We start from the raw sequence: 21,915 nt of genomic DNA, 5'->3' as shown, positions 1-21,915 counted from the left end.
GGGAGCTGGCTTGCCAGCGATGCTTTTAGAGACTTTGCAAGGTCTCGAGCAACACCTTGACCTTGGTGATCGACTCTTCGTACTCCGCCTGCCAGTCCGAATCCGCCACCACTGCGCCACCCCCCCAGCAGCACACTTGGGCGTCCTTGACCAGCAGGCTGCGGATGGCAATCGAGCTGTCCATTTCTCCGCGCACGTCCACATACAACAGTGACCCGCAATACAGCGCCCGGCGGCTGGGCTCCAGCTCGTCGATGATCTGCATGGCGCGGATTTTCGGCGCGCCGGTGATCGAGCCACCGGGGAAGCTGTCGGCGATCAGGTCCAGGGCGTCCTTGCCGGCCGCCAGGCGCCCGGTGACGCTGCTGACCAGGTGATGCACGTTGGGGTAGCTCTCGAGGCTGAACAGCTCCGGCACTTTTACCGAGCCGATCTCGCAGGTGCGCCCCAGGTCGTTGCGCAGCAGATCGACGATCATCAGGTTTTCTGCGCGATCCTTGCTGCTACCCAGCAGTTCGGCGGCGTTGCGTGCATCTTCGCCGGCATCGCTGCTGCGTGGGCGGGTGCCCTTGATCGGCCGGGTTTCGACCTGGCCGTTACTGACGCGGATGAAGCGCTCTGGCGAGAAGCTCAGCAGCGCGCTGCCATCGGCCAGCAGCTGGAACCCCGAATACGGCGTCGGGCAAGCCTGGCGCAGGGCCTGGTAGGCATGCCAGGGGTCGCCCTGGCAGGGGGCGCGAAAGCGCTGGGTGAGGTTGATCTGGTAGCAGTCGCCGGCATGGATGTACTGCTGCACCCGGTCAAAGGCCTGGCGGTAGTGTTCTGCGCTGATATCGCCGCGCATTGGCGCCTGCAGCGCAAAGCTGGCGGTGTCGACAGTGGCTGGTGCCTCGAACAGTTCGATCAGGCGTTGACGCTCGGCCTCGGCCAGGCTTGGGTGGAACAGCAGCTGGCTGTGCTGTTGCTGGTGATCGCTGATCAGCGCCCAGGCATACAGGCCAAGGCTGGCATCGGCCAGGCCCAGATCGTCGACGGCAACGCTGGGCAGGTGCTCCAGGCGTCGGCCGAAATCGTAGCTCAAATAACCGATCAGACCACCGGCAAACGGTAATTCGACGCCATCGGGTACCTGCGCCCGGCCCAGTTGCGTCAGGCTGTCACGCAGGCGCTGCAGGTAAGCGCTGCCGCTTTCATCCACCGTGGGTGCCAGGGTCTGCAGCGGCCAGGCGCTGAGCAGGTCAAAGCGACCGCGTTCGGCCGTCGGTCGGGCGCTGTCGAGCAGCACGGCTCCGGGCGCCTTGCGGATGCGCGCAAAGTAGGCCGCGGGATCGGCCTGGTAGGGCAGGGGGTGGAGCGTACAGGTCGGCATGCAAGTAACAGCTATGAATGCGGGGAGGCGATTGTAGTCCTCTGTAGGAAATGCTCCTAGCGCTGACTACGACATTGAGTCTCCAGCCTGCGCCAGCCGGACCGGCTGACGCAGACAGGATGTGCACTCAGCTCGGCACGTGGCCGAACAGCTCCTGGGCGAAGCGTACGCGTTCTTCGACGCTCTCCTGGCGGCCGTCTTTGGCCAGTTGCTCCAGGTGCGCCTCCACCGCGTGGGTGCGCAGGGTCAGGCCGCAGTCGTTGGCGATCTGGATGTTCAGGCCGGGGCGGGCGTTGAGCTCGAGGATCAACGGGCCCTTGTCCTGGTCCAGGACCATGTCGACCCCGATGTAACCCAGGCCGCACAGCTCGTAGCAGCCGGCGGCAAGCTTCATGAAGCCGTCCCAGTTCGGCAGTTGCACGCCGTCCACCGCGTTGGTGGTGTCCGGGTGCTTGCTGATGATGTTGTTCAGCCAGGTGCCGCGCAGGGTCACGCCAGTGGCCAGGTCGACGCCGACACCGATGGCGCCTTGGTGCAGGTTGGCCTTGCCGCCGGACTGGCGGGTCGGCAGGCGCAGCATGGCCATTACCGGGTAGCCCATCAGCACGATGATGCGGATGTCCGGCACGCCTTCGTAGCTGATGCTCTTGAAGATCTGGTCCGGGGTGACCCGGTACTCGATCAGCGCGCGGTCGCGGTGGCCGCCCAGGGAGTACAGGCCGGTGAGGATGCTGGAGATCTGGTGCTCGATTTCCTCGTGGCTGATGATCTTGCCCGAGACCGTGCGATAACGGTCTTCGAAGCGATCGGCAACCACCAGGATGCCGTCACCACCGGCACCCTGGGCAGGCTTGACGACAAAGTCGCTGCGCCCGCCGATGATTTCCCCGAGCTTGTCGATCTCTTTCTCGGTGGAGATGATCCCGTACATTTCCGGCACATGGATGCCGGCCCGGATCGCACGCTCCTTGGTGATGATCTTGTCGTCGACGATCGGGTACAAATGGCGCTTGTTGTACTTGAGGACGTAGTCCGCATTGCGCCGGTTGATACCCATGATGCCCCGGGCCTCCAGGGCTTTCCAGGTTTTCCAGAGACCGAACATCAGGCGTCAGCCTTCACGAAAGCCTTGAAGCGCACCAGCTCCGTCAGGCGGTAGCCGCGGTAGCGACCCATTGCCAGCATGAAGCCCACCAGAATCAACAGTACCGCCGGGAAGGTGAAGACGAAGTACACCAGCTCCGGCACGCTCATCAGCAGGTGTGCCAGGGAGGCGGCGAACAGGGTGCCGATCGCCACTTTCATGGCATGGCCACCGCCGCGTTCTTCCCAGGTGATCGACAGGCGTTCGATGGTCATGGTCAGGATCACCATCGGGAACAGCGCCACCGACAGGCCGCGTTCCAGGCCCAGCTTGTGGCTGAACAGGCTGATGGCGGCAATCAGCACCACGACGAAGGTCAGGACCACCGACAGGCGCGGCAGCATCTGCAATTTAAGGTGCTCGAGGTAGGAGCGTAGCGACAGGCCGAGCGCGGTGATCACCGTGAACAGGATGATGCCGAAGCCCAGCTGGGTTTCGCGGAAGGCCAGGGCGATCAGCACCGGGGTGAAGGTACCCAGGGTCTGGATGCCGATCAGGTTGCGCAGCACCAGGATCACCAGTACGCCGATCGGGATCATCACCATGATCATGAAGGTCTGCTGGGTCTGCAGCGGCAGACCGTACAGCGAGTATTCGAGGAAGTCGGCGTCGGTGTTCTCGTCGGTCAGCTTGGCCAGGCGAATGGCGTTCATTTCGCTGTTGTTGAGGCTGAAGCTGACGTTGGCTTTCTTGCCGCCATCGACGGTGATCAGGTTGTCATCACCGGTCCACCACAGCAGGCGGTCGGCCGGCAGGCCTTGCTCGCCGGTGTCCGGGTTGAAGTACAGCCAGTCGGTGCCGTTGAAGCTGCGCAGCCACAGTTCAGGGGTTTGCGGCTGGTCGGCGACCAGGCGGATGGTGTGCACCTTCTCGACCGGTACGTGGGCGATCGACAGCAGCAGGTCGATGACCTTGGCCTTGTTCAGCGACGAGGTGTCGCCGGCCAGCAGCAGCTTGACGTTGTCGTCGTTGAGGTTGTTGACCCGCTTGATGGTTTCGCCGACGAAGGTCTCGACGTCAGCCGAATGCTGGCGGATTGGCGCCATCAGGGCTTCGGCGGCGACTTTTTCCGGGCCTTCGACCGCCAGGCTGTCGCGGAAGGTCGGGCCCTTGATCTTGGCCTTTTCGGTGCTATAGCGCTTGGTCAGCACCAGGCGGTAGTAGAGGGTCTGGTTGCCGTTGGCGCGGCGTGCCGACCAGGTCACCTTGCGGTTGCCGTCGACGCGGTTGACGCTGACGCCGTAGTTATTGGAGATGAAACTCTCGTTGAGGCTCACGTAGTCGCGGCTCAGCGGGGGGACGAACATCTGGACCTTGACCGGGTCCTTGGGGCTGGCGACGAACTCGACCTTGGCGTCGATGTTCCACAGGTCATCGGTTTCATCCTCGGTCACCGGAATGCCGAGAAAGAAGATCTGATAGGCCGTGACCAGGATGCCCAGTAGCACCAGGACGGTAATCAGGACTTTCAGATGGAGGGTAAGAGAGCGCATCAGGATTACTCTGCGGTATGAGCGTCAGTGGCGCAGGCGGGTTTGCCGGCAGCGTATTTAAGGCTTGGGTCGACCAGCGCGTCGAAGTGCTTGAGGGCCTCGGAGCCGATCAGCAGCGGATACTGGAACGCGCTGCGGTCGGTCAGGTTCACTTCGATGCTGCGCAGGGCCGTACCCATGCAGATGTTCATGGCAATCACCGGGCGGGCGGTATAGGCCTTGCCTTCGTCCGGGTCGTAGTCACCGGCGCGTCGCTTGATCTTGCTGACGCGGGCCAGTGGTCGTTCTATCGGATGCGAGTGGGCAGCGTCAATTGCCAGGTAGAAGCGCACCCAGGACTCACCGTTGCGCTTGAAGCGCTTGATGTCGCGGGCACTGAGCGAGGCGGTCTTGGCCCCGGTGTCGAGTTTGGCCGCCACTTCCAGGTCGATATCGGCCAGGCGGGCGTATTCATTAAGGCCGTACACGGTCTTTTCCGCAGCCTGGCCCAGGGCCGGCAACAGACAGAGGCTGAACAACAGGGGGAGGGGCGTAAGTCTCATAAATCCTGGCGCGGTGCTGTGCGATGTTCGGGTCAAGGCCACTGGCAGTACTGCGCAAGCTTCCTCGTTTACCTGCCACCTGCATAAACAGATGACAGACACACTATTCGTGCCCCGTCGGGAGGCGCGGCATTCTATCACGCTGGTGTGCTGGCGCCAGCGGCTGCACTCAGACAACAACCGGGACCTTGAAGTTCGTTCTTAGACGATTGTCGACAATATTCATTTTGTCTTTGACTATGGGTGCCGATTTGGCTAGTTTTGCCCTCATTGATTTATGAGGTGTCAACAATATGCTGGACACAGCCCAAGCCCCCGGCACAGTGGCAGACGACAGTGAAACCCTCTCGGAAAACGTCTTCCGGCGTATCCAGGCGGCCATCGTCAAAGGCGAGATCGCCCCCGGCAGCAAGATCTCCGAGCCTGAGCTGGCGCGCACCTACGGCATCAGCCGCGGGCCGCTGCGCGAGGCGATCCATCGCCTGGAAGGCCAGCGCCTGCTGGTGCGCGTGCCGCATGTCGGGGCGCGGGTTGTGTCGCTCAGCCATGCCGAACTGATCGAACTGTACGAAATCCGCGAGTCCCTCGAAGGCATGGCCTGCCGCCTGGCCGCCGAGCGTATGAGCGTAGCCGAGATTGACGAGCTGCGCCGGGTGCTCGACACCCACGAGCGCGACGCCACCTTCCAGGCCGGCCTTGGCTATTACCAGCAGGAAGGCGATTTCGACTTCCATTACCGGATCATCCAGGGCAGCGGCAACCGCACCCTGGTGCAGATGCTCTGCGGCGAGCTGTATCAACTGGTGCGCATGTACCGCATCCAGTTCTCCGCCACGCCCAACCGGCCACGCCAGGCGTTCGCCGAACACCACCGGATTCTCGATGCCATCGCCGACCGTGACGGTGAACTGGCCGAGCTCTTGATGCGCCGCCACATCGGCGCCTCCAAACGCAACATCGAGCGTCACTATCTGGACGCTTCCAGCCCACGAGGTGAGTCATGAGTCAGAAAAGTAGTCCCGGCCAGCGCTTTCGCGATGCAGTTGCCGCCGAACACCCGCTGCAGGTGGTTGGTGCCATCAACGCCAACCACGCGCTGCTGGCCCAGCGTGCCGGTTTCAAGGCCATTTACCTGTCCGGTGGCGGCGTGGCCGCAGGCTCCCTGGGCCTGCCTGACCTGGGCATCAGTGGCCTGGATGACGTACTGACCGACGTACGGCGCATCACCGACGTCTGCGACCTGCCGCTGCTGGTGGACGTGGATACCGGTTTTGGCTCCTCGGCGTTCAACGTCGCGCGTACCGTCAAGTCAATGATCAAGTTCGGCGCCGCGGCCATTCATATCGAAGACCAGGTCGGCGCCAAGCGTTGCGGCCACCGCCCGAACAAGGAGATCGTCTCCCAGCAGGAGATGGTCGACCGCATCAAGGCCGCGGTTGACGCCCGTACCGATGACAGTTTCGTGATCATGGCGCGTACCGACGCCCTGGCCGTCGAAGGCCTGGAAGCGGCCCTGGACCGCGCCGCTGCCTGCATCGAAGCCGGTGCCGACATGGTCTTCCCGGAAGCCATCACCGAGCTTTCGATGTACAAGACCTTCGCCGACCGGGTCAAAGCCCCGATCCTGGCCAACATCACCGAGTTCGGTGCCACGCCGCTGTACACCACCGAAGAACTGGCGTCGGTCGATGTCTCGCTGGTGCTCTACCCGCTGTCGGCCTTCCGCGCCATGAACAAGGCTGCCGAAAACGTCTACACCGCGCTGCGTCGCGACGGCACGCAGAAGAACGTCATCGATACCATGCAGACGCGCATGGAGCTGTACGACGCCATCAACTACCACGTGTTCGAGCAGAAGCTCGATGCACTGTTCGCCCAGAAAAAGGGCTGAGGTCCTCTGTAGGCGCGGGCTTGCCCCGCGATCAGCCTGAGATTCCATAACAAATTCAAGAAAGGAGAAAGACAATGGCCGAAGCAAAAGTACTCAGTGGTGCCGGCCTGCGTGGTCAAGTGGCCGGGCAAACCGCACTGTCGACCGTGGGCCAGGCCGGTGCCGGCCTGACCTATCGTGGTTACGACGTGCGCGACCTGGCCGAGCACGCGCTGTTTGAAGAAGTCGCCTACCTGCTGCTGTACGGCGAGCTGCCGAGCAAGGCGCAGCTGGCCCAGTACCAGCAAAAGCTGAAAACCCTGCGTGACCTGCCGCAGGCGCTCAAAGAAGTGCTTGAGCGCATCCCGGCAAGCGCCCACCCGATGGACGTGATGCGTACCGGTTGTTCGGTGCTCGGCACCCTGGAGCCGGAGCTGACCTTCGAGCAGCAGCACGACAAGACCGATCGCCTGCTGGCGCTGTTCCCGGCGGTAATGTGCTACTGGTACCGCTTCACCCACGATGGCGTGCGCATCGACTGCAGCAGCGATGAAGACACCATTGGCGGCCACTTCCTGCACCTGCTACATGACAAGAAGCCGAGCGCGCTGCACGTCAAGGTGATGAACGTCTCGCTGATCCTCTACGCCGAGCACGAGTTCAACGCCTCGACCTTCACCGCCCGGGTTTGCGCCTCGACCCTGTCTGACCTGTACTCCTGCGTCACGGCCGCCATCGGCTCGCTGCGCGGCCCGCTGCACGGCGGCGCCAACGAAGCGGCGATGGAGCTGATCGAGCGCTTCCAGAGCCCGCAGGAAGCGGTGACCGAGCTGCTGCAGATGCTGGCGCGCAAGGACAAGATCATGGGCTTCGGCCATGCCATCTACAAAGAGTCCGACCCGCGTAACGAAGTGATCAAGGCCTGGTCGAAGAAGCTTGCCGATGAGGTGGGCGACACTGTGCTGTACCCGGTGTCCGAAGCCATCGACAAGACCATGTGGGAGCAGAAGAAGCTGTTCCCCAACGCCGACTTCTACCATGCCTCGGCGTACCACTTCATGGGCATCCCGACCAAGCTGTTCACCCCGATCTTCGTCTGCTCGCGCCTGACCGGCTGGGCGGCGCATGTATTCGAGCAGCGTGCCAACAACCGCATCATCCGCCCGAGCGCCGAGTACACCGGCGTCGAACAGCGCAAGTTCGTGCCAATCGAACAACGCTGAGACTAGGCCGAGCTGCAAGCTTGAAGCGCCAAGCTGCAAGTAACAGCAGGGATGTGCCCCGGCAGTAAATGCTGACGCACCACTCATCTGCTTTGCTTGCCGCTAGTGGCTTGGGGCTTGTAGCTGGCTTTCGACCTTACCGTGATTGAGTCCCTGTGCCATGAATAGTGAATTTCGCAAGAACCTGCCGGGCACTGGCCTGGATTATTTCGACGCCCGCGCGGCCGTCGATGCGATCAAGCCCGGCGCCTATGACCGTCTTCCTTATACCTCGCGCGTCCTGGCGGAAAACCTCGTGCGCCGCTGCGACCCGGCCAGCCTCAATGCCTCGCTGGGCCAGTTGATCGAGCGCAAGCGCGACCTCGACTTCCCCTGGTTCCCGGCCCGCGTGGTGTGCCACGACATTCTCGGCCAGACCGCGCTGGTGGACCTGGCCGGCCTGCGCGACGCCATCGCCGACGGTGGCGGTGACCCGGCCCAGGTCAACCCGGTGGTACCGGTGCAACTGATCGTCGACCACTCCCTGGCAGTGGAATGCGGTGGTTTCGACCCGCAGGCGTTCGAGAAGAACCGCGCCATCGAAGACCGCCGCAACGAAGACCGCTTCCACTTCATCAACTGGACCAAGAAGGCGTTCAAGAACGTCGACGTGATCCAGCCGGGCAACGGCATCATGCACCAGATCAACCTGGAGAAGATGTCGCCGGTGATTCACGCCGAGCGCGGCGTGGCCTACCCGGACACCTGCGTCGGCACCGACAGCCACACCCCGCACGTCGATGCCCTGGGCGTGATCGCCATCGGCGTCGGCGGCCTCGAAGCCGAGAACGTCATGCTCGGCCGCGCGTCGTGGATGCGCCTGCCGGAAATCGTCGGCGTCGAGCTCTCGGGCAAGCCGCAGCCGGGCATCACCGCCACCGACGTGGTACTGGCCCTGACCGAATTCCTGCGCAAGGAAAAAGTCGTTGGCGCCTACCTGGAATTCTACGGCGAAGGCGCCCGCGCCCTGACCCTGGGCGACCGCGCGACGATCTCCAACATGGCCCCGGAATACGGCGCCACCGCGGCGATGTTCTCCATCGACCAGCAGACCATCGACTACCTCAAGCTCACCGGCCGTGAAGACACGCAGGTCAAGCTGGTGGAAACCTACGCCAAGGTCGCAGGCCTGTGGTCCGACAGCCTGGCCAATGCCGAGTACGAGCGGGTGCTGCGCTTCGACCTGTCCAGCGTGGTGCGCAACATGGCCGGGCCGTCCAACCCGCACGCCCGGGTCGCCACCAGCGACCTGGCGAGCAAGGGCATCGCCGGCCAGTGGGAGGAAGTGCCGGGGCAAATGCCCGATGGCGCGGTGATCATCGCCGCCATCACCAGCTGCACCAACACCAGCAACCCGCGCAACGTGATTGCCGCAGGGTTGCTCGCACGCAACGCCAACAAGCTTGGCCTGGTGCGCAAGCCGTGGGTGAAGTCGTCGCTGGCACCGGGCTCGAAAACCGTGGCCCTGTACCTGAAAGAGGCGGGCCTGGATGACGAGCTGGAGCAGCTCGGTTTTGGCATCGTCGCCTTTGCCTGCACCACCTGCAACGGCATGTCCGGCGCCCTTGATCCGGCCATCCAGCAAGAGATCATCGACCGCGACCTGTACGCCACCGCCGTGCTCTCGGGCAACCGCAACTTCGACGGCCGCATCCACCCGTACGCCAAGCAGGCGTTCCTGGCATCGCCGCCGTTGGTGGTGGCCTATGCGATTGCCGGCACCATCCGTTTCGACATCGAGAAAGACGTGCTGGGCGTGGTCGACGGCAAGGAAATCCGCCTGAAAGACATCTGGCCAAGCGACGAAGAGATCGACGCGGTGGTCAAGGCGGCGGTCAAGCCCGAGCAGTTCCGCCAGGTCTACATCCCGATGTTCGCCGTGCAGGAAGACACCGGGCCCAAGGTCACCCCGCTGTACGACTGGCGCCCGATGAGCACCTACATCCGTCGCCCGCCGTACTGGGAAGGCGCGCTGGCCGGCGAGCGCACGCTCAAGGGCATGCGTCCGTTGGCGGTGCTGCCGGACAACATCACCACCGACCACCTGTCGCCGTCCAACGCCATCATGCTCGACAGCGCCGCCGGTGAGTACCTGGCGAAAATGGGCTTGCCGGAGGAAGACTTCAACTCCTACGCAACGCACCGCGGCGACCACCTGACCGCGCAGCGCGCAACGTTCGCCAACCCGAAACTGTTCAACGAAATGGTCCAGGAAGGCGGTAAGGTCAAGCAGGGTTCGCTGGCGCGTATCGAGCCGGAAGGCAAGGTCACGCGCATGTGGGAGGCGATCGAAACCTATATGCAGCGCAAGCAGCCGCTGATCATCGTCGCCGGCGCCGACTACGGCCAGGGCTCGTCCCGTGACTGGGCAGCCAAGGGAGTGCGCCTGGCCGGTGTCGAGGCCATCGTCGCCGAGGGTTTCGAGCGTATTCACCGCACCAACCTGGTGGGCATGGGCGTGTTGCCGCTGGAGTTCAAGCCGGGCGCCAACCGCAAGACCCTGGGCATCGACGGCACCGAGACCTTCGACGTGCTCGGCGAGCGGACCCCGCGGGCGACCCTGACCCTGGTCATCACCCGGGCCAACGGTGAGCGCGTCGAGGTGCCGGTGACCTGCCGCCTGGATACCGCCGAAGAAGTGTCGATCTACGAAGCGGGCGGGGTGCTGCAGCGCTTTGCCCAGGACTTCCTTGAATCGGCGGCCGTTTGAGGTAGGGCCTCATCGCGGGTCAAGCCCGCTCCCACAGTTCAGTGGGAGCGGGCTTGACCCGCGATAGCTCCCCCAAAGCACTCACAGGACAACTCAACCATGGCTCACGTACCCCAGATCAAAATCCCCGCCACCTACATCCGTGGCGGCACCAGCAAGGGTGTGTTCTTCCGCCTCGACGACCTGCCCGAAAGCGCGCAGATCCCGGGCCCCGCCCGTGACGCGCTGCTGCTGCGGGTGATCGGCAGCCCCGACCCCTACGGCAAGCAGATCGACGGCATGGGCGGTGCGACGTCCAGCACCAGCAAAACCGTGATCCTTTCGCGCAGCATCAAGCCCGAGCACGATGTCGACTACCTGTTCGGCCAGGTCTCGATCGACACCGCGTTCGTTGACTGGAGCGGCAACTGCGGCAACCTCTCGGCGGCAGTCGGCTCGTTCGCCATCAGCGCCGGCCTGGTCGACAGCAGCCGCATCCCGCACGACGGCGTGGCCGTGGTGCGCATCTGGCAGGCCAATATCGGCAAGACCATCATTGCCCACGTACCGATCACTCACGGCGAAGTCCAGGAAACCGGCGACTTCGAACTGGACGGCGTGACCTTCCCGGCCGCCGAGGTGCAGCTCGAATTCATGGACCCGGCCGCCGATGAAGACGGCGAGGGCGGCTCGATGTTCCCCACCGGCAACCTGGTCGACGACCTGGTGGTACCCGGTGTCGGTACGCTGAAGGCCACGCTGATCAATGCCGGCATCCCGACCATCTTCATCCAGGCCGAGGCCCTCGGTTACACCGGCACCGAGTTGCAGGACGCGATCAACAGCGACCCGCAAGCCCTGGCCCGGTTCGAGACCATCCGTGCCTATGGCGCGGTGCGCATGGGCCTGATCGAGCATGTCGACGAAGCCGCCAAGCGCCAGCACACCCCGAAAGTCGCCTTCGTCGCGCCACCGGCGGCTTATCAGTCATCCAGCGGTAAAGCCGTGGCCGCCGGCGACGTTGATCTATTGGTACGGGCACTGTCCATGGGCAAGTTGCACCACGCCATGATGGGCACCGCCGCGGTCGCCATCGGTACTGCCGCGGCAGTGCCCGGCACCCTGGTCAACCTCGCCGCCGGTGGTGGTGAGCGCAGCGCCGTACGTTTCGGTCACCCCTCGGGCACCCTGCGCGTTGGCGCCGAAGCCCGCCAGGTGAACGGCGAGTGGACTGTCACCAAAGCAATCATGAGCCGTAGCGCTCGCGTACTGATGGAGGGCTGGGTACGGGTACCCGGTGATGCCTTCTAACCAGTAGCGGCGCTTGGCTCCCTGTTACCGACGTCAACAGAGAGAAATGAAATGAGTGCCAACGTTGATCTGAACAACCGACCCGACTACGACCGGGTGCTGCAGGATATCGCTGACTATGTCCTGGAGTTCAAGGTCGAATCGCCGGAGGCGCTGGACACGGCGCGCAACTGCCTGATGGACACCCTGGGCTGTGGCCTGCTGGCGTTGCGCTTCCCGGAGTGCACCAAGCACCTGGGGCCGCTGGTGGAGGGGACCGTGGTGCCGTTCGGCGCGCGGGTGCCGGGTACCAGCTACCGCCTGGACCCGGTGAAAGCGGCCTGGGACATCGGTTGCATCGTCCGTTGGCTCGACTACAACGACACCTGGCTGGCCGCCGAGTGGGGGCATCCCTCGGACAACCTCGGCGGTATCCTGGCCGTGGCCGATCACCTGTCGCAAAAACGTGTGGCCAATGGCGAAGCGCCCTTGAGCATGCGCGTGGTGCTTGAGGCGATGATCATGGCCCATGAGATCCAGGGCGTGATTGCCTTGGAAAACTCCTTCAACCGCGTCGGCCTCGACCATGTGCTGCTGGTCAAGGTCGCCTCGACAGCGGTTTGCGCCAAACTCATGGGCGCCAATCGCGAACAGCTTCTTGCGGCGCTTTCCCATGCCTTTGTCGACGGCCAGGCCCTGCGAACCTACCGTCATGCGCCGAATGCCGGCTCGCGCAAGTCCTGGGCGGCGGGCGATGCTTCCAGCCGTGGCGTGCGCCTGGCCGATATCGCCCTGCGTGGCGAGATGGGTATTCCCGGGGTGCTGAGTGCGCCGCAGTGGGGCTTTTATGATGTGTTGTTCAGTCATACCAACAAGGATCTGGCGCTCAAGCCTGAAGACAAGCGCGCCTTCAGCCTGACGCAAAAATACGCCAGTTACGTGATGGAAAACGTGCTGTTCAAGATCAGCTTCCCTGCCGAATTCCATGCCCAGACCGCTTGTGAAGCGGCGGTGATCCTGCACCCGCAGGTGCGCAACCGTCTGCATGACATCGAGCGCATCGTCATTACCACCCATGAGTCGGCAATCCGCATCATCTCCAAGGTCGGCACCCTGGCCAATGCCGCCGACCGCGATCACTGCATCCAGTACATGACCGCCGTGCCGCTGATTTTCGGCAACCTGGTGGCCGAGCAGTACGAAGATGATTTCCATGCCGCGCACCCGATCATCGACCGCCTGCGCGAGAAGATGGAGATCGTCGAAGAGCCGCGCTTTACCCGTGAATACCTGGAGGCCGACAAGCGTTCGATCGCCAATGCCGTGCAGGTGTTTTTCAATGACGGTTCGAGCACCGAGCAGGTGGTGGTGGAGTACCCGATTGGCCATCGTCGCCGTCGGGCCGAGGGGATTCCATTGCTGGAAGAGAAGTTCAAGGCCAACCTGGCGACGCGTTTTACCGGGCAGCGTTCGGCGCAGATTTTTGCCCTGTGCAAGGACCAGCAGGCGCTTGAGGTGACGGCGGTGCATCGGTTTGTGGATTTGTTCGTGATCTGAGGGGCTCATCGCTGGCAAGCCAGCTCCCACAGTGGTCCTGTGCATACAGTACCTGTGGGAGCTGGCTTGCCAGCGATGCTTTTCAAAGGGCAATAAAAAGCCCCGCCAATTGGCGGGGCTTTTTTTCACGCTAAGTCAGCTTACGCTTGAACAACCGGGATCTTGGCGTTCGCAGCCGCTTCACGGAACTCGGCGATCTGGTCGAAGCTCAGGTAGCGGTAAACGTCGGCAGCCATGCTGTCGATGTTCTTCGCGTACTCCATGTACTCTTCGACGGTTGGCAGCTTGCCCAGGATCGAGGCAACAGCGGCCAGCTCGGCAGAGGCCAGGTAGACGTTGGCGCCATCGCCCAGACGGTTCGGGAAGTTACGGGTCGAAGTCGACACAACGGTCGAGTTCGCTGCAACACGTGCCTGGTTACCCATGCACAGCGAGCAGCCCGGCATTTCCATGCGCGCGCCAGCCTTGCCGTAGATGCCGTAGTAGCCTTCTTCGGTCAGCTGGTGAGCGTCCATCTTGGTTGGCGGCGACAGCCACAGACGGGTCGGGATCGAGCCTTTGACCTTGTCCAGCAGCTTGCCGGCAGCGCGGAAGTGACCGATGTTGGTCATGCACGAACCGATGAACACTTCGTCGATCTTCTCGCCCTGTACGGAGGAGAGCAGACGGGCGTCGTCCGGGTCGTTCGGGGCGCAGAGCACAGGCTCTTTGACGTCGGCCAGGTCGATCTCGATGATCTCGGCGTATTCGGCGTCCTTGTCGGCAGCCAGCAGCTGCGGGTTGGCCAGCCAGGCTTCCATCGCTTGCGCGCGGCGTTCCATGGTGCGGGCATCGCCGTAGCCTTCGCTGATCATCCAGCGCAGCAGGGTGATGTTCGACTTCAGGTACTCGGCAACGGCTTTTTCTGGCAGCTTGATGGTGCAACCGGCGGCCGAACGTTCAGCCGAGGCGTCGGACAGTTCGAACGCTTGCTCGACGGTCAGCTCGTCCAGGCCTTCGATTTCCAGGATGCGGCCGGAGAAGGCGTTGATCTTGCCTTTCTTCTCGACGGTCAGCAGGCCTTTCTGGATGCCGTAGTAAGGGATGGCGTGGACCAGGTCACGCAGGGTGATGCCGGGTTGCAGTTTGCCCTTGAAGCGCACCAGTACCGACTCCGGCATGTCCAGCGGCATGACGCCGGTGGCAGCGGCGAAGGCGACCAGGCCGGAACCGGCCGGGAACGAGATGCCGATCGGGAAGCGGGTGTGCGAGTCACCACCGGTACCGACGGTGTCCGGCAGCAGCATGCGGTTCAGCCAGCTGTGGATGATGCCGTCGCCTGGACGCAGGGACACGCCGCCACGGGTGCGGATGAAATCCGGCAGGGTGTGGTGGGTGGTGACGTCGATCGGCTTCGGATAGGCCGCGGTGTGGCAGAACGACTGCATGACCAGGTCGGCGGAGAAGCCCAGGCACGCCAGGTCTTTCAGCTCGTCACGGGTCATCGGGCCAGTGGTGTCCTGGGAGCCGACGGTGGTCATCTTCGGTTCGCAGTAGGTGCCTGGACGCACGCCTTTGCCTTCAGGCAGGCCGCAGGCCTTGCCGACCATCTTCTGGGCCAGGGTGTAGCCCTTGCCGGTGTCGACAGGTGCTTCAGGCAGCTTGAACAGGTTGGTTGGGCCCAGGCCCAGCTCGGCGCGGGCTTTCTCGGTCAGGCCACGGCCGACGATCAGCGGGATACGGCCGCCAGCGCGGACTTCGTCGAGCAGCACCGGGGTCTTCAGTTCGAAGGTGGTGATGACGTCTTCGCTGCCGTGCTTGCAGACTTTGCCCGCGTGCGGGTAGACGTCGATGACGTCACCCATGTTCAGGTTCGACACGTCGAACTCGATCGGCAGGGCGCCGGCGTCTTCCATGGTGTTGTAGAAGATCGGGGCGATTTTCGAGCCGAAGCAGAAGCCGCCAGCGCGCTTGTTCGGTACGTACGGGATGTCGTCGCCGAAGAACCACAGCACCGAGTTGGTCGCGGATTTACGCGAGGAACCGGTACCGACCACGTCACCGACGTAGGCCACCGGGAAGCCCTTGGCTTTGACTTCTTCGATCTGCTTGAGCGGGCCGATGGCGCCTTGTTGCTCAGGCACGATGCCGTCACGGGCCATTTTCAGCATGGCCAGGGCGTGCAGCGGGATGTCAGGGCGCGACCAGGCGTCCGGGGCAGGGGACAGATCGTCGGTGTTGGTTTCGCCAGGGACCTTGAACACGGTCAGGCTGTACTTGTCAGCGATGGCTGGCTTGCTGGTGAACCACTCACCGGCGGCCCAGGATTCCAGCACGGCCTTGGCGTGGGCATTGCCCGCCTTGGCTTTTTCGGCGACGTCGTGGAAGGCATCGAACATCAGCAGGGTGTGCTTGAGCTGTTCGGCGGCGACGGCGGCCAGTTCGGCGTTGTCCAGCAGCTCGACCATGGTGGCGATGTTGTAGCCGCCCTGCATGGTGCCCAGCAGCTCAACGGCGCGCTTCTTGTCGATCAGCGGCGAGTTGGCTTCGCCCTTGGCGATGGCGGAAAGGAAACCGGCCTTGACGTAGGCGGCTTCGTCCACTCCTGGTGGAACGCGGTTGGTGATCAGGTCGACGAGGACTGCTTCTTCGCCAGCAGGGGGATTCTTTAGCAGCTCGACCAGGCCTGCGGTTTGTTCGGCGTTAAGCGGCTGGGGCACGATACCCTGGGCGGCACGCTCTTCGATGTGTTTGCGGTAGGCTTCAAGCACAGTTATTACCCTCATCAGTGGTCCCAAATGGGTGTCCGGGACGCTCATCCAGAAATTCCGGCACCCATGCGCAATACGGCTTCTTGGGCCGCGTAGCCAGGGTTGCAGGAAATCCTTACAGAAGCTGCTTTCAAAGTTTTACGCCTGTAGAACGGAGGCTGATGAGGGCTGGCGCGGGACATGCGCGAAGCGAATATCCCGGGCCAACGCCGTTCTACCGGATGAACTGTGCTCGTGACGCTTTGAAAACAGCTTCTAACGGACATTGCTGCCTTAAAAAGGCCGGGTGATTCTACGGTAAAAAGTCGATAAAGGTAAGGCGCGCTGGATGACTTTAGCGGGTGACCCTCGTTAGACAAAGGGCTAACATGGCAGCCTGTTCCACCGCCAAGCTGTCGATTTTTTCATGTCCAATCAGTCAATTAAAACGCCTTGCGTCGGCCTCTGTTCCACGGTTTACGGGGACTTGGTGTGCCGTGGCTGCAAGCGTTTTCACCATGAAGTGATCAACTGGAACGGCTACAACGAAGATGAAAAGCGAGCCGTGTGGCTGCGCCTGGAGCAATTGCTGGTGCAGGTCATGGTGGCCAAACTTGAAGTCTTTGATGCCACGCGCCTGCGCCAGCAACTGGAGCAGCGCAAGATCCGCTTCGTGCCGCACCAGTCCGAATATTGCTGGGCGTATCAATTGATTGCCCGCGGGGCGCGGGTGATCCGTGAGCTGGACGCTTACGGCATGGTGCTGCTGCCGGAGTTTCGTGACTGGGAGCTGCCCGAGTTGCGCGATGCCATTGATCGGGAATTCTTCTTGCTGTCCGAAGCCCATTACCAGCGCTATATCGCACCGGGGTTTCTCAAGGATGCCTTGGGCTAAAAACCGGGGCTGCTTTGCAGCCCATCGCTGGCAAGCCAGCTCCCACAAGATCAGTGCATGCAGTCCCTGTGGGAGCTGGCTTGCCAGCGATGAGGCCCTCAGCTTCTGGCCAGTTCCGTCAGGTGCACCTTCACTTCCTCGGTCTTGAGCACCAGCACATCACACTCCAGCGCATCGAGCACCACTTCGGCGGTGTTGCCGATCAGCGCCCCGGAAATCCCGGTACGGGCCACTGTGCCAATCACCGTCACCACTGCACCGTACTTGCTCGCCGTAAAGGGAATCAGCACATCCGCGGGCCCTTCGGCCACATGCAGGCGCTCGTCCTTGATGTCGAACTCGGCCTGGAACGCTGCGCATTCCTCGCGGTACTTGCGCTCGATGGTGTCCTTGAGCTGGTACACCGGGTCTGCCGCTGACAGCATCGGCGACGGATGGGCGCTGATCACATGCAGCTCGCCCTTGGCCAGGCTGGCGATCGCGTAGCCATGATCGATGATGCTGGTGTGCAGCAGGCGATGGGCCTCGTCGTGGTTACCGACGTCCACGGCGGCAAGAATCACCCCGCCGGTCCAGGGCCGCTCGCTCTTGACCATCAGCACCGCGCACGGGCACTGGCGCAGCAGCTTCCAGTCGCTGGGGGTGAGCAGGGCGCGCTTGAGCGGGTTGTCCGGGCGATGCTCCTTGATCACCAGGTCGCAGCCTTCGGCCTGCTGCACATCGATGATCGACTCGTGCAGGGTGTCATGCCAGGCCTGCTCGTGGGTCACATTGTCATAGCCGTCATCATGCAGTTGGCTGGCCAGCAGACTGAGCAGGGCGCCATGGTCCTGTTTCTTGTCGCACATCAGCAGGTGCAGGCGCGCACCGGTGACGCCGGCGATCAGTTTGGCCCGGGTCAGCGCCTGGCTGTGGGCGTGCTCGGGATCCAGTACCACCAGGATGCTGCGTACTTCTTGCATGAGCGTGAACTCCCTTCATAAATGGCGGCCAATGCCTGACTATAGTCGGCGCCAACGGCAACGGGCGTTGATATGTATCAAGCATAGTTCACTGGTGATCGGCGCTACTGCCGGTATAATCGCCGGTCTTGCCGTTTGCCCTGCCTGTTTGTGAGCCTATGTCCCTTATTCCCGAAATCGAAGCCTTCCTTGGTTGCCCTACTCCTGACGCCTGGGTCCAGGCGGCGCTTGCCGACCAGGAAACCCTGCTGATCGATCACAAGAACTGCGAGTTCAAGGCCGCCAGCACTGCGCTGAGCCTGATGGCCAAGTACAACACGCACCTGGACCTGATCAACATGATGTCGCGCCTGGCCCGTGAAGAGCTGGTGCACCACGAGCAGGTGTTGCGCCTGATGAAGCGGCGCAAGATTGCCCTGCGTCCGTTGTCGGCCGGGCGCTATGCCTCGGGCCTGCGCCGGGTGGTACGCACCCATGAGCCGGTGAAGCTGGTGGACACCCTGGTGGTCGGTGCCTTTATCGAAGCGCGCAGTTGCGAGCGCTTTGCCGCGCTGGTGCCGCACCTGGACGAAGAACTGGGCAAGTTCTACCACGGCCTGCTCAACAGTGAGGCGCGGCATTACCAGGGTTACCTGAAGCTTGCGCATCAGTACGGGGATGCGGCGGATATCGAGCGGGTGGTGGAGAAGGTCAGGGCGGTCGAGGCCGACCTGATCAGCAGCCCGGATGAAGAGTTCCGCTTTCATAGCGGCGTGCCGGTCTGATTAATCACTTCTTTTGAATGCCTGATCGCGGGGCAAGCCCGCTCCTACAGTGTGGGAGCGGGCTTGCCCCGCGATTGCCTTCTATCGACAAAATAATAAGCTAGCTAATTAATGCCTTGACGTTAGCTGCCTAAGCAGTAACATTATGTAACTTACTGCCTAAGCAGGTATCTGTGTCCATGCAGCACTACACCCCGGAAAACTTCCAGAACTGCACCCTCGGCATGCTTCTGGGCCGCACCGCGCTGGTCAAAGACCGCATCCTCGACAGTCATATGCAGCCCCATGGCGTGACCGCCGCGCAGTTCAAGGTGCTGATCATCGTCGCCCAGTACGGCGTCGACACCCCGGCCGAGCTGTGCCGCTACCTGTCGGTGGACAGCGGTTCGATGACGCGCATGCTCGACCGCCTCGAACAGAAAGACCTGATCGTGCGCCGCCGTTGCCCTGACGACCGTCGGCAGATTCGCCTGGGGCTGAGCGAGGAGGGCCAGAAACTGGCCGACCGCTTGCCAGAGATTGGCGCTGCAGCGATGAACGAACTGTTGGGCGTGCTCGATCCCGGCGAGCTGACCACCCTCGAAGCGATTCTGAGCAAGGTGCTGCTGGCCTCCGGCGACACTCTGGCGGCCATGCGCCTAGGCGCCAAGTAAGCGCCCATTTCACCCATTCACTCAGCCAAGGTATTAGCAATGGCCACTACTTCTTCTGCGCACGACACCACGCAGGACCTCAACAACCAGCGCAAGCGCAAGACCTGGCTGTTGGCCCTGGCGTTGCTGATCGTCGTCGCCGGCGCTGGCGTCTGGGCCTGGCACGAGCTTTACGGGCGATGGAGCGAAGAGACCGACGATGCCTATGTCAACGGCAACGTGGTGGAAATCACCCCGCTGGTCACCGGCACCGTGGTCAGCATCGGCGCTGACGATGGCGACCTGGTCCACGAAGGCCAGATGCTGCTCGAATTCGACCCGAGCGATGCCGAGGTCGGCCTGCAGGCCGCCGAGGCAAAGCTTGCGCGTGCGGTGCGCCAGGTGCGTGGCCTGTACAGCAACGTCGATGGCAAGAAGGCCCAGGTGGCCGCGCGCCAGGCCGAGCTGAAAAAAGCTCAGGAGAACTTCAATCGGCGCCAAACCCTGGCCGCCGGTGGGGCGATCTCCAAGGAAGAACTGTCCCACGCCCGCGACGACCTGTCTTCGGCGCAAAGCGCCTTGAATGATGCTAAACAGCAACTCAACACCACCACCGCGCTGGTCGATGACACCGTGGTGTCGTCGCACCCCGAGGTGATGGCCGCCGCCGCTGAATTGCGCCAGGCCTATCTGAACCACGCCCGCACCACGCTGGTGGCGCCAGTCACAGGCTACGTGGCCAAGCGCACCGTGCAATTGGGCCAGCGCCTGCAGCCGGGTATCGCGACCATGGCGGTAATCCCCCTGGATCAACTGTGGATCGACGCCAACTTCAAGGAAACCCAGCTGCGCAACATGCGTATCGGCCAGCCGGTAGACATCGTTGCCGACCTGTATGGCAGTGAGGTGAAGTACAACGGCAGCATCGACAGCCTCGGCGCCGGGACCGGCAGCGCCTTTGCCTTGCTGCCGGCGCAGAACGCCACCGGCAACTGGATCAAGATCGTCCAGCGGGTACCGGTGCGTATTCATATCAATGCCGAGCAACTGGCCAAGCACCCGCTGCGCATTGGCCTGTCGACCCAGGTCGAGGTCGACCTGCACGACCAGAGCGGCCCGGTCCTGGCCCAGCAGCCGCCGCAGAAGGCTTCGTTCGCCACCCAGGTGTACGACCGTCAGTTGGTCGAGGCCGATACCCTGATCACCAAGCTGATCCATGACAACAGTGCAGGCTCCAGCAAGACGGCGCAGCGATGAGCGGCAATCAGGCTTCCTTTACGCCGCCGAGCCTGTTGTTGACCACCATCGGCCTGTCGCTGGCGACCTTCATGCAGGTGCTCGACACCACCATCGCCAACGTGGCGTTGCCGACCATTTCCGGCAACCTCGGCGTGAGCTCGGAGCAGGGCACCTGGGTCATCACCTCGTTTGCGGTGAGCAACGCCATTGCCTTGCCGCTGACCGGCTGGTTGAGCCGGCGCTTTGGCGAGGTCAAGCTGTTCATCTGGGCCACGCTGCTGTTCGTGCTGGCCTCGTTCCTGTGTGGCATCGCCCAGTCGATGCCCGAGCTGGTCGGCTTTCGCGTGCTTCAGGGCATCGTTGCCGGGCCGCTGTACCCGATGACCCAGACCCTGCTGATTGCGGTCTATCCGCCGGCCAAACGCGGCATGGCCCTGGCGCTATTGGCGATGGTCACGGTGGTGGCGCCGATTGCCGGGCCGATTCTGGGTGGCTGGATCACCGACAGCTACAGCTGGCCGTGGATCTTCTTCATCAATGTGCCGATCGGCCTGTTCGCCGCTGCCGTGGTGCGCCAGCAGATGCGCAGCCGCCCGGTCAGCACCAGCCGTCAGCCAATGGACTACATCGGCCTGCTGAGCCTGATCATCGGCGTCGGTGCCTTGCAGATCGTGCTCGACAAGGGCAATGACCTGGACTGGTTCGAGTCGAATTTCATCATCATCGGCAGCCTGATCTCGCTGGTGTTCCTGGCGGTGTTCATTATCTGGGAGCTGACCGACAAGCACCCGGTGGTCAACCTGCGCCTGTTTGTGCACCGCAACTTTCGCATCGGCACCATCGTGCTGGTCGGCGGCTATGCCGGGTTCTTCGGCATCAACCTGATCCTGCCGCAGTGGCTGCAGACGCAGATGGGCTACACCGCCACCTGGGCGGGCCTGGCGGTGGCACCCATCGGCTTGTTGCCGGTATTGATGTCGCCGTTTGTCGGCAAGTACGCACACAGGTTCGACCTGCGTTTGCTCGCCGGGCTGGCGTTCCTGGCGATTGGTACCAGTTGCTTCATGCGCGCCGGCTTTACCAACGAAGTGGACTTCCAGCACATCGCCCTGGTGCAACTGTTCATGGGCATCGGCGTGGCGCTGTTCTTCATGCCGACCTTGAGCATCCTGCTCTCCGACCTGCCGCCGCAGCAGATTGCCGACGGCTCGGGGCTGGCGACTTTCCTGCGGACCCTGGGCGGCAGTTTTGCCGCGTCGTTGACCACCTGGATCTGGATTCGCCGGGCGGACCAGCACCATGCCTACCTGAGCGAGAACATCAGCACCTTTGACCCGGCCACCCGTGAGGCGTTGAACCAGCTGGGCGGGGCGAGCGGGCAGTCGTATGCGCAGCTGGAGCGGATGCTCAGCAGCCAGGCGTACATGATGTCGACGGTGGATTACTTCACCCTGATGGGGTGGATTTTCGCCGGTTTG

Annotated in this window: 17 protein-coding genes; 11 read left to right on the top strand and 6 right to left on the bottom strand. The window is 62.9% G+C overall.

Annotated features, from left to right (window positions below; all coding sequences use genetic code 11):
- Positions 1-25: 25 nt before the first annotated feature.
- The 4 genes from pabB to rloA form a co-directional block, all read right to left on the bottom strand.
- Positions 26-1,369 (bottom strand): aminodeoxychorismate synthase component I, encoded by a 1,344-nt coding sequence (gene pabB, locus UW3_RS0111170; RefSeq protein ID WP_010222531.1) that lies wholly within the window; start codon positions 1,367-1,369, stop codon positions 26-28.
- A 127-nt stretch (positions 1,370-1,496) separates the two neighbouring features.
- Positions 1,497-2,474, bottom strand: coding sequence for an alpha-L-glutamate ligase-like protein (locus UW3_RS0111165; RefSeq protein ID WP_010222530.1), 978 nt, complete (start codon positions 2,472-2,474; stop codon positions 1,497-1,499).
- Positions 2,474-4,006: an osmotic stress tolerance membrane protein RloB gene (rloB, locus tag UW3_RS0111160; protein WP_010222529.1), complete on the bottom strand. Its 1,533-nt coding sequence runs from the start codon at positions 4,004-4,006 to the stop codon at positions 2,474-2,476. The genes UW3_RS0111165 and rloB overlap by 1 nt, the downstream gene beginning before the upstream one ends.
- A gap of 5 nt (positions 4,007-4,011) precedes the next feature.
- Positions 4,012-4,548 carry a retropepsin-like aspartic peptidase RloA gene (gene rloA, locus UW3_RS0111155; RefSeq protein ID WP_026001282.1) on the bottom strand — a complete coding sequence of 179 codons (537 nt, stop codon included), beginning with the start codon at positions 4,546-4,548 and terminating at the stop codon, positions 4,012-4,014.
- 293 nt (positions 4,549-4,841) lie between these two features.
- Between rloA and UW3_RS0111150 the strand changes: the two genes are divergently transcribed.
- From UW3_RS0111150 to prpD, 6 genes are all read left to right on the top strand, one after another.
- Entirely contained in the window at positions 4,842-5,552 is a 711-nt protein-coding gene (locus UW3_RS0111150; protein WP_010222527.1) for a GntR family transcriptional regulator, read from the top strand.
- Positions 5,549-6,439, top strand: coding sequence for a methylisocitrate lyase (gene prpB, locus UW3_RS0111145; protein WP_010222526.1), 891 nt, complete (start codon positions 5,549-5,551; stop codon positions 6,437-6,439). The genes UW3_RS0111150 and prpB overlap by 4 nt, the downstream gene beginning before the upstream one ends.
- 74 nt (positions 6,440-6,513) lie before the next feature.
- Positions 6,514-7,641 (top strand): bifunctional 2-methylcitrate synthase/citrate synthase, encoded by a 1,128-nt coding sequence (gene prpC, locus UW3_RS0111140; protein ID WP_010222525.1) that lies wholly within the window; start codon positions 6,514-6,516, stop codon positions 7,639-7,641.
- Positions 7,642-7,801: 160 nt separating this feature from the next.
- Positions 7,802-10,390, top strand: a complete 2,589-nt coding sequence (acnD, locus tag UW3_RS0111135; RefSeq protein ID WP_010222524.1) for a Fe/S-dependent 2-methylisocitrate dehydratase AcnD — start codon at positions 7,802-7,804, stop codon at positions 10,388-10,390.
- A 99-nt stretch (positions 10,391-10,489) separates the two neighbouring features.
- Positions 10,490-11,680: a 2-methylaconitate cis-trans isomerase PrpF gene (prpF, locus tag UW3_RS0111130; protein ID WP_010222523.1), complete on the top strand. Its 1,191-nt coding sequence runs from the start codon at positions 10,490-10,492 to the stop codon at positions 11,678-11,680.
- Positions 11,681-11,731: 51 nt separating this feature from the next.
- Positions 11,732-13,216 (top strand): 2-methylcitrate dehydratase, encoded by a 1,485-nt coding sequence (prpD, locus tag UW3_RS0111125; protein WP_010222522.1) that lies wholly within the window; start codon positions 11,732-11,734, stop codon positions 13,214-13,216.
- A 140-nt stretch (positions 13,217-13,356) separates the two neighbouring features.
- On the opposite strand, the gene acnB is transcribed toward prpD, so the two are convergent.
- Positions 13,357-15,966, bottom strand: coding sequence for a bifunctional aconitate hydratase 2/2-methylisocitrate dehydratase (gene acnB / locus UW3_RS0111120; RefSeq protein ID WP_010222521.1), 2,610 nt, complete (start codon positions 15,964-15,966; stop codon positions 13,357-13,359).
- Between the two features lie 406 nt (positions 15,967-16,372).
- Between acnB and UW3_RS0111115 the strand changes: the two genes are divergently transcribed.
- Entirely contained in the window at positions 16,373-16,840 is a 468-nt protein-coding gene (locus tag UW3_RS0111115; RefSeq protein WP_010222520.1) for a DUF1289 domain-containing protein, read from the top strand.
- Positions 16,841-16,938: 98 nt separating this feature from the next.
- Here the strand turns inward: UW3_RS0111115 and UW3_RS0111110 are convergent, their stop codons facing one another.
- A complete protein-coding gene (locus UW3_RS0111110; RefSeq protein WP_010222519.1) occupies positions 16,939-17,802 on the bottom strand; it encodes a universal stress protein in 864 nt (287 codons plus the stop codon).
- A gap of 158 nt (positions 17,803-17,960) precedes the next feature.
- Between UW3_RS0111110 and UW3_RS0111105 the strand changes: the two genes are divergently transcribed.
- From UW3_RS0111105 to UW3_RS26860, 4 genes are all read left to right on the top strand, one after another.
- A complete protein-coding gene (locus UW3_RS0111105; RefSeq protein ID WP_010222518.1) occupies positions 17,961-18,566 on the top strand; it encodes a MiaE family protein in 606 nt (201 codons plus the stop codon).
- Between the two features lie 179 nt (positions 18,567-18,745).
- Positions 18,746-19,219, top strand: a complete 474-nt coding sequence (locus tag UW3_RS0111100) for a MarR family winged helix-turn-helix transcriptional regulator (RefSeq protein ID WP_010222517.1) — start codon at positions 18,746-18,748, stop codon at positions 19,217-19,219.
- Positions 19,220-19,258: 39 nt separating this feature from the next.
- The gene (locus tag UW3_RS0111095) at positions 19,259-20,455 is read left to right on the top strand and encodes an HlyD/EmrA/EmrK family protein (RefSeq protein WP_010222516.1); all 1,197 of its coding nucleotides are present in this window, start codon (positions 19,259-19,261) and stop codon (positions 20,453-20,455) included.
- Positions 20,452-21,915: DHA2 family efflux MFS transporter permease subunit (locus UW3_RS26860; RefSeq protein WP_010222515.1), on the top strand; the 1,464-nt coding region annotated here is incomplete at its 3' end. The genes UW3_RS0111095 and UW3_RS26860, both read left to right, overlap by 4 nt.

The organism is Pseudomonas donghuensis (assembly GCF_000259195.1).
Lineage (GTDB): Bacteria > Pseudomonadota > Gammaproteobacteria > Pseudomonadales > Pseudomonadaceae > Aquipseudomonas > Aquipseudomonas donghuensis.
Note: the sequence above shows the minus strand (reverse complement) of the source record. Positions and strands in the feature narration are given on the sequence as shown.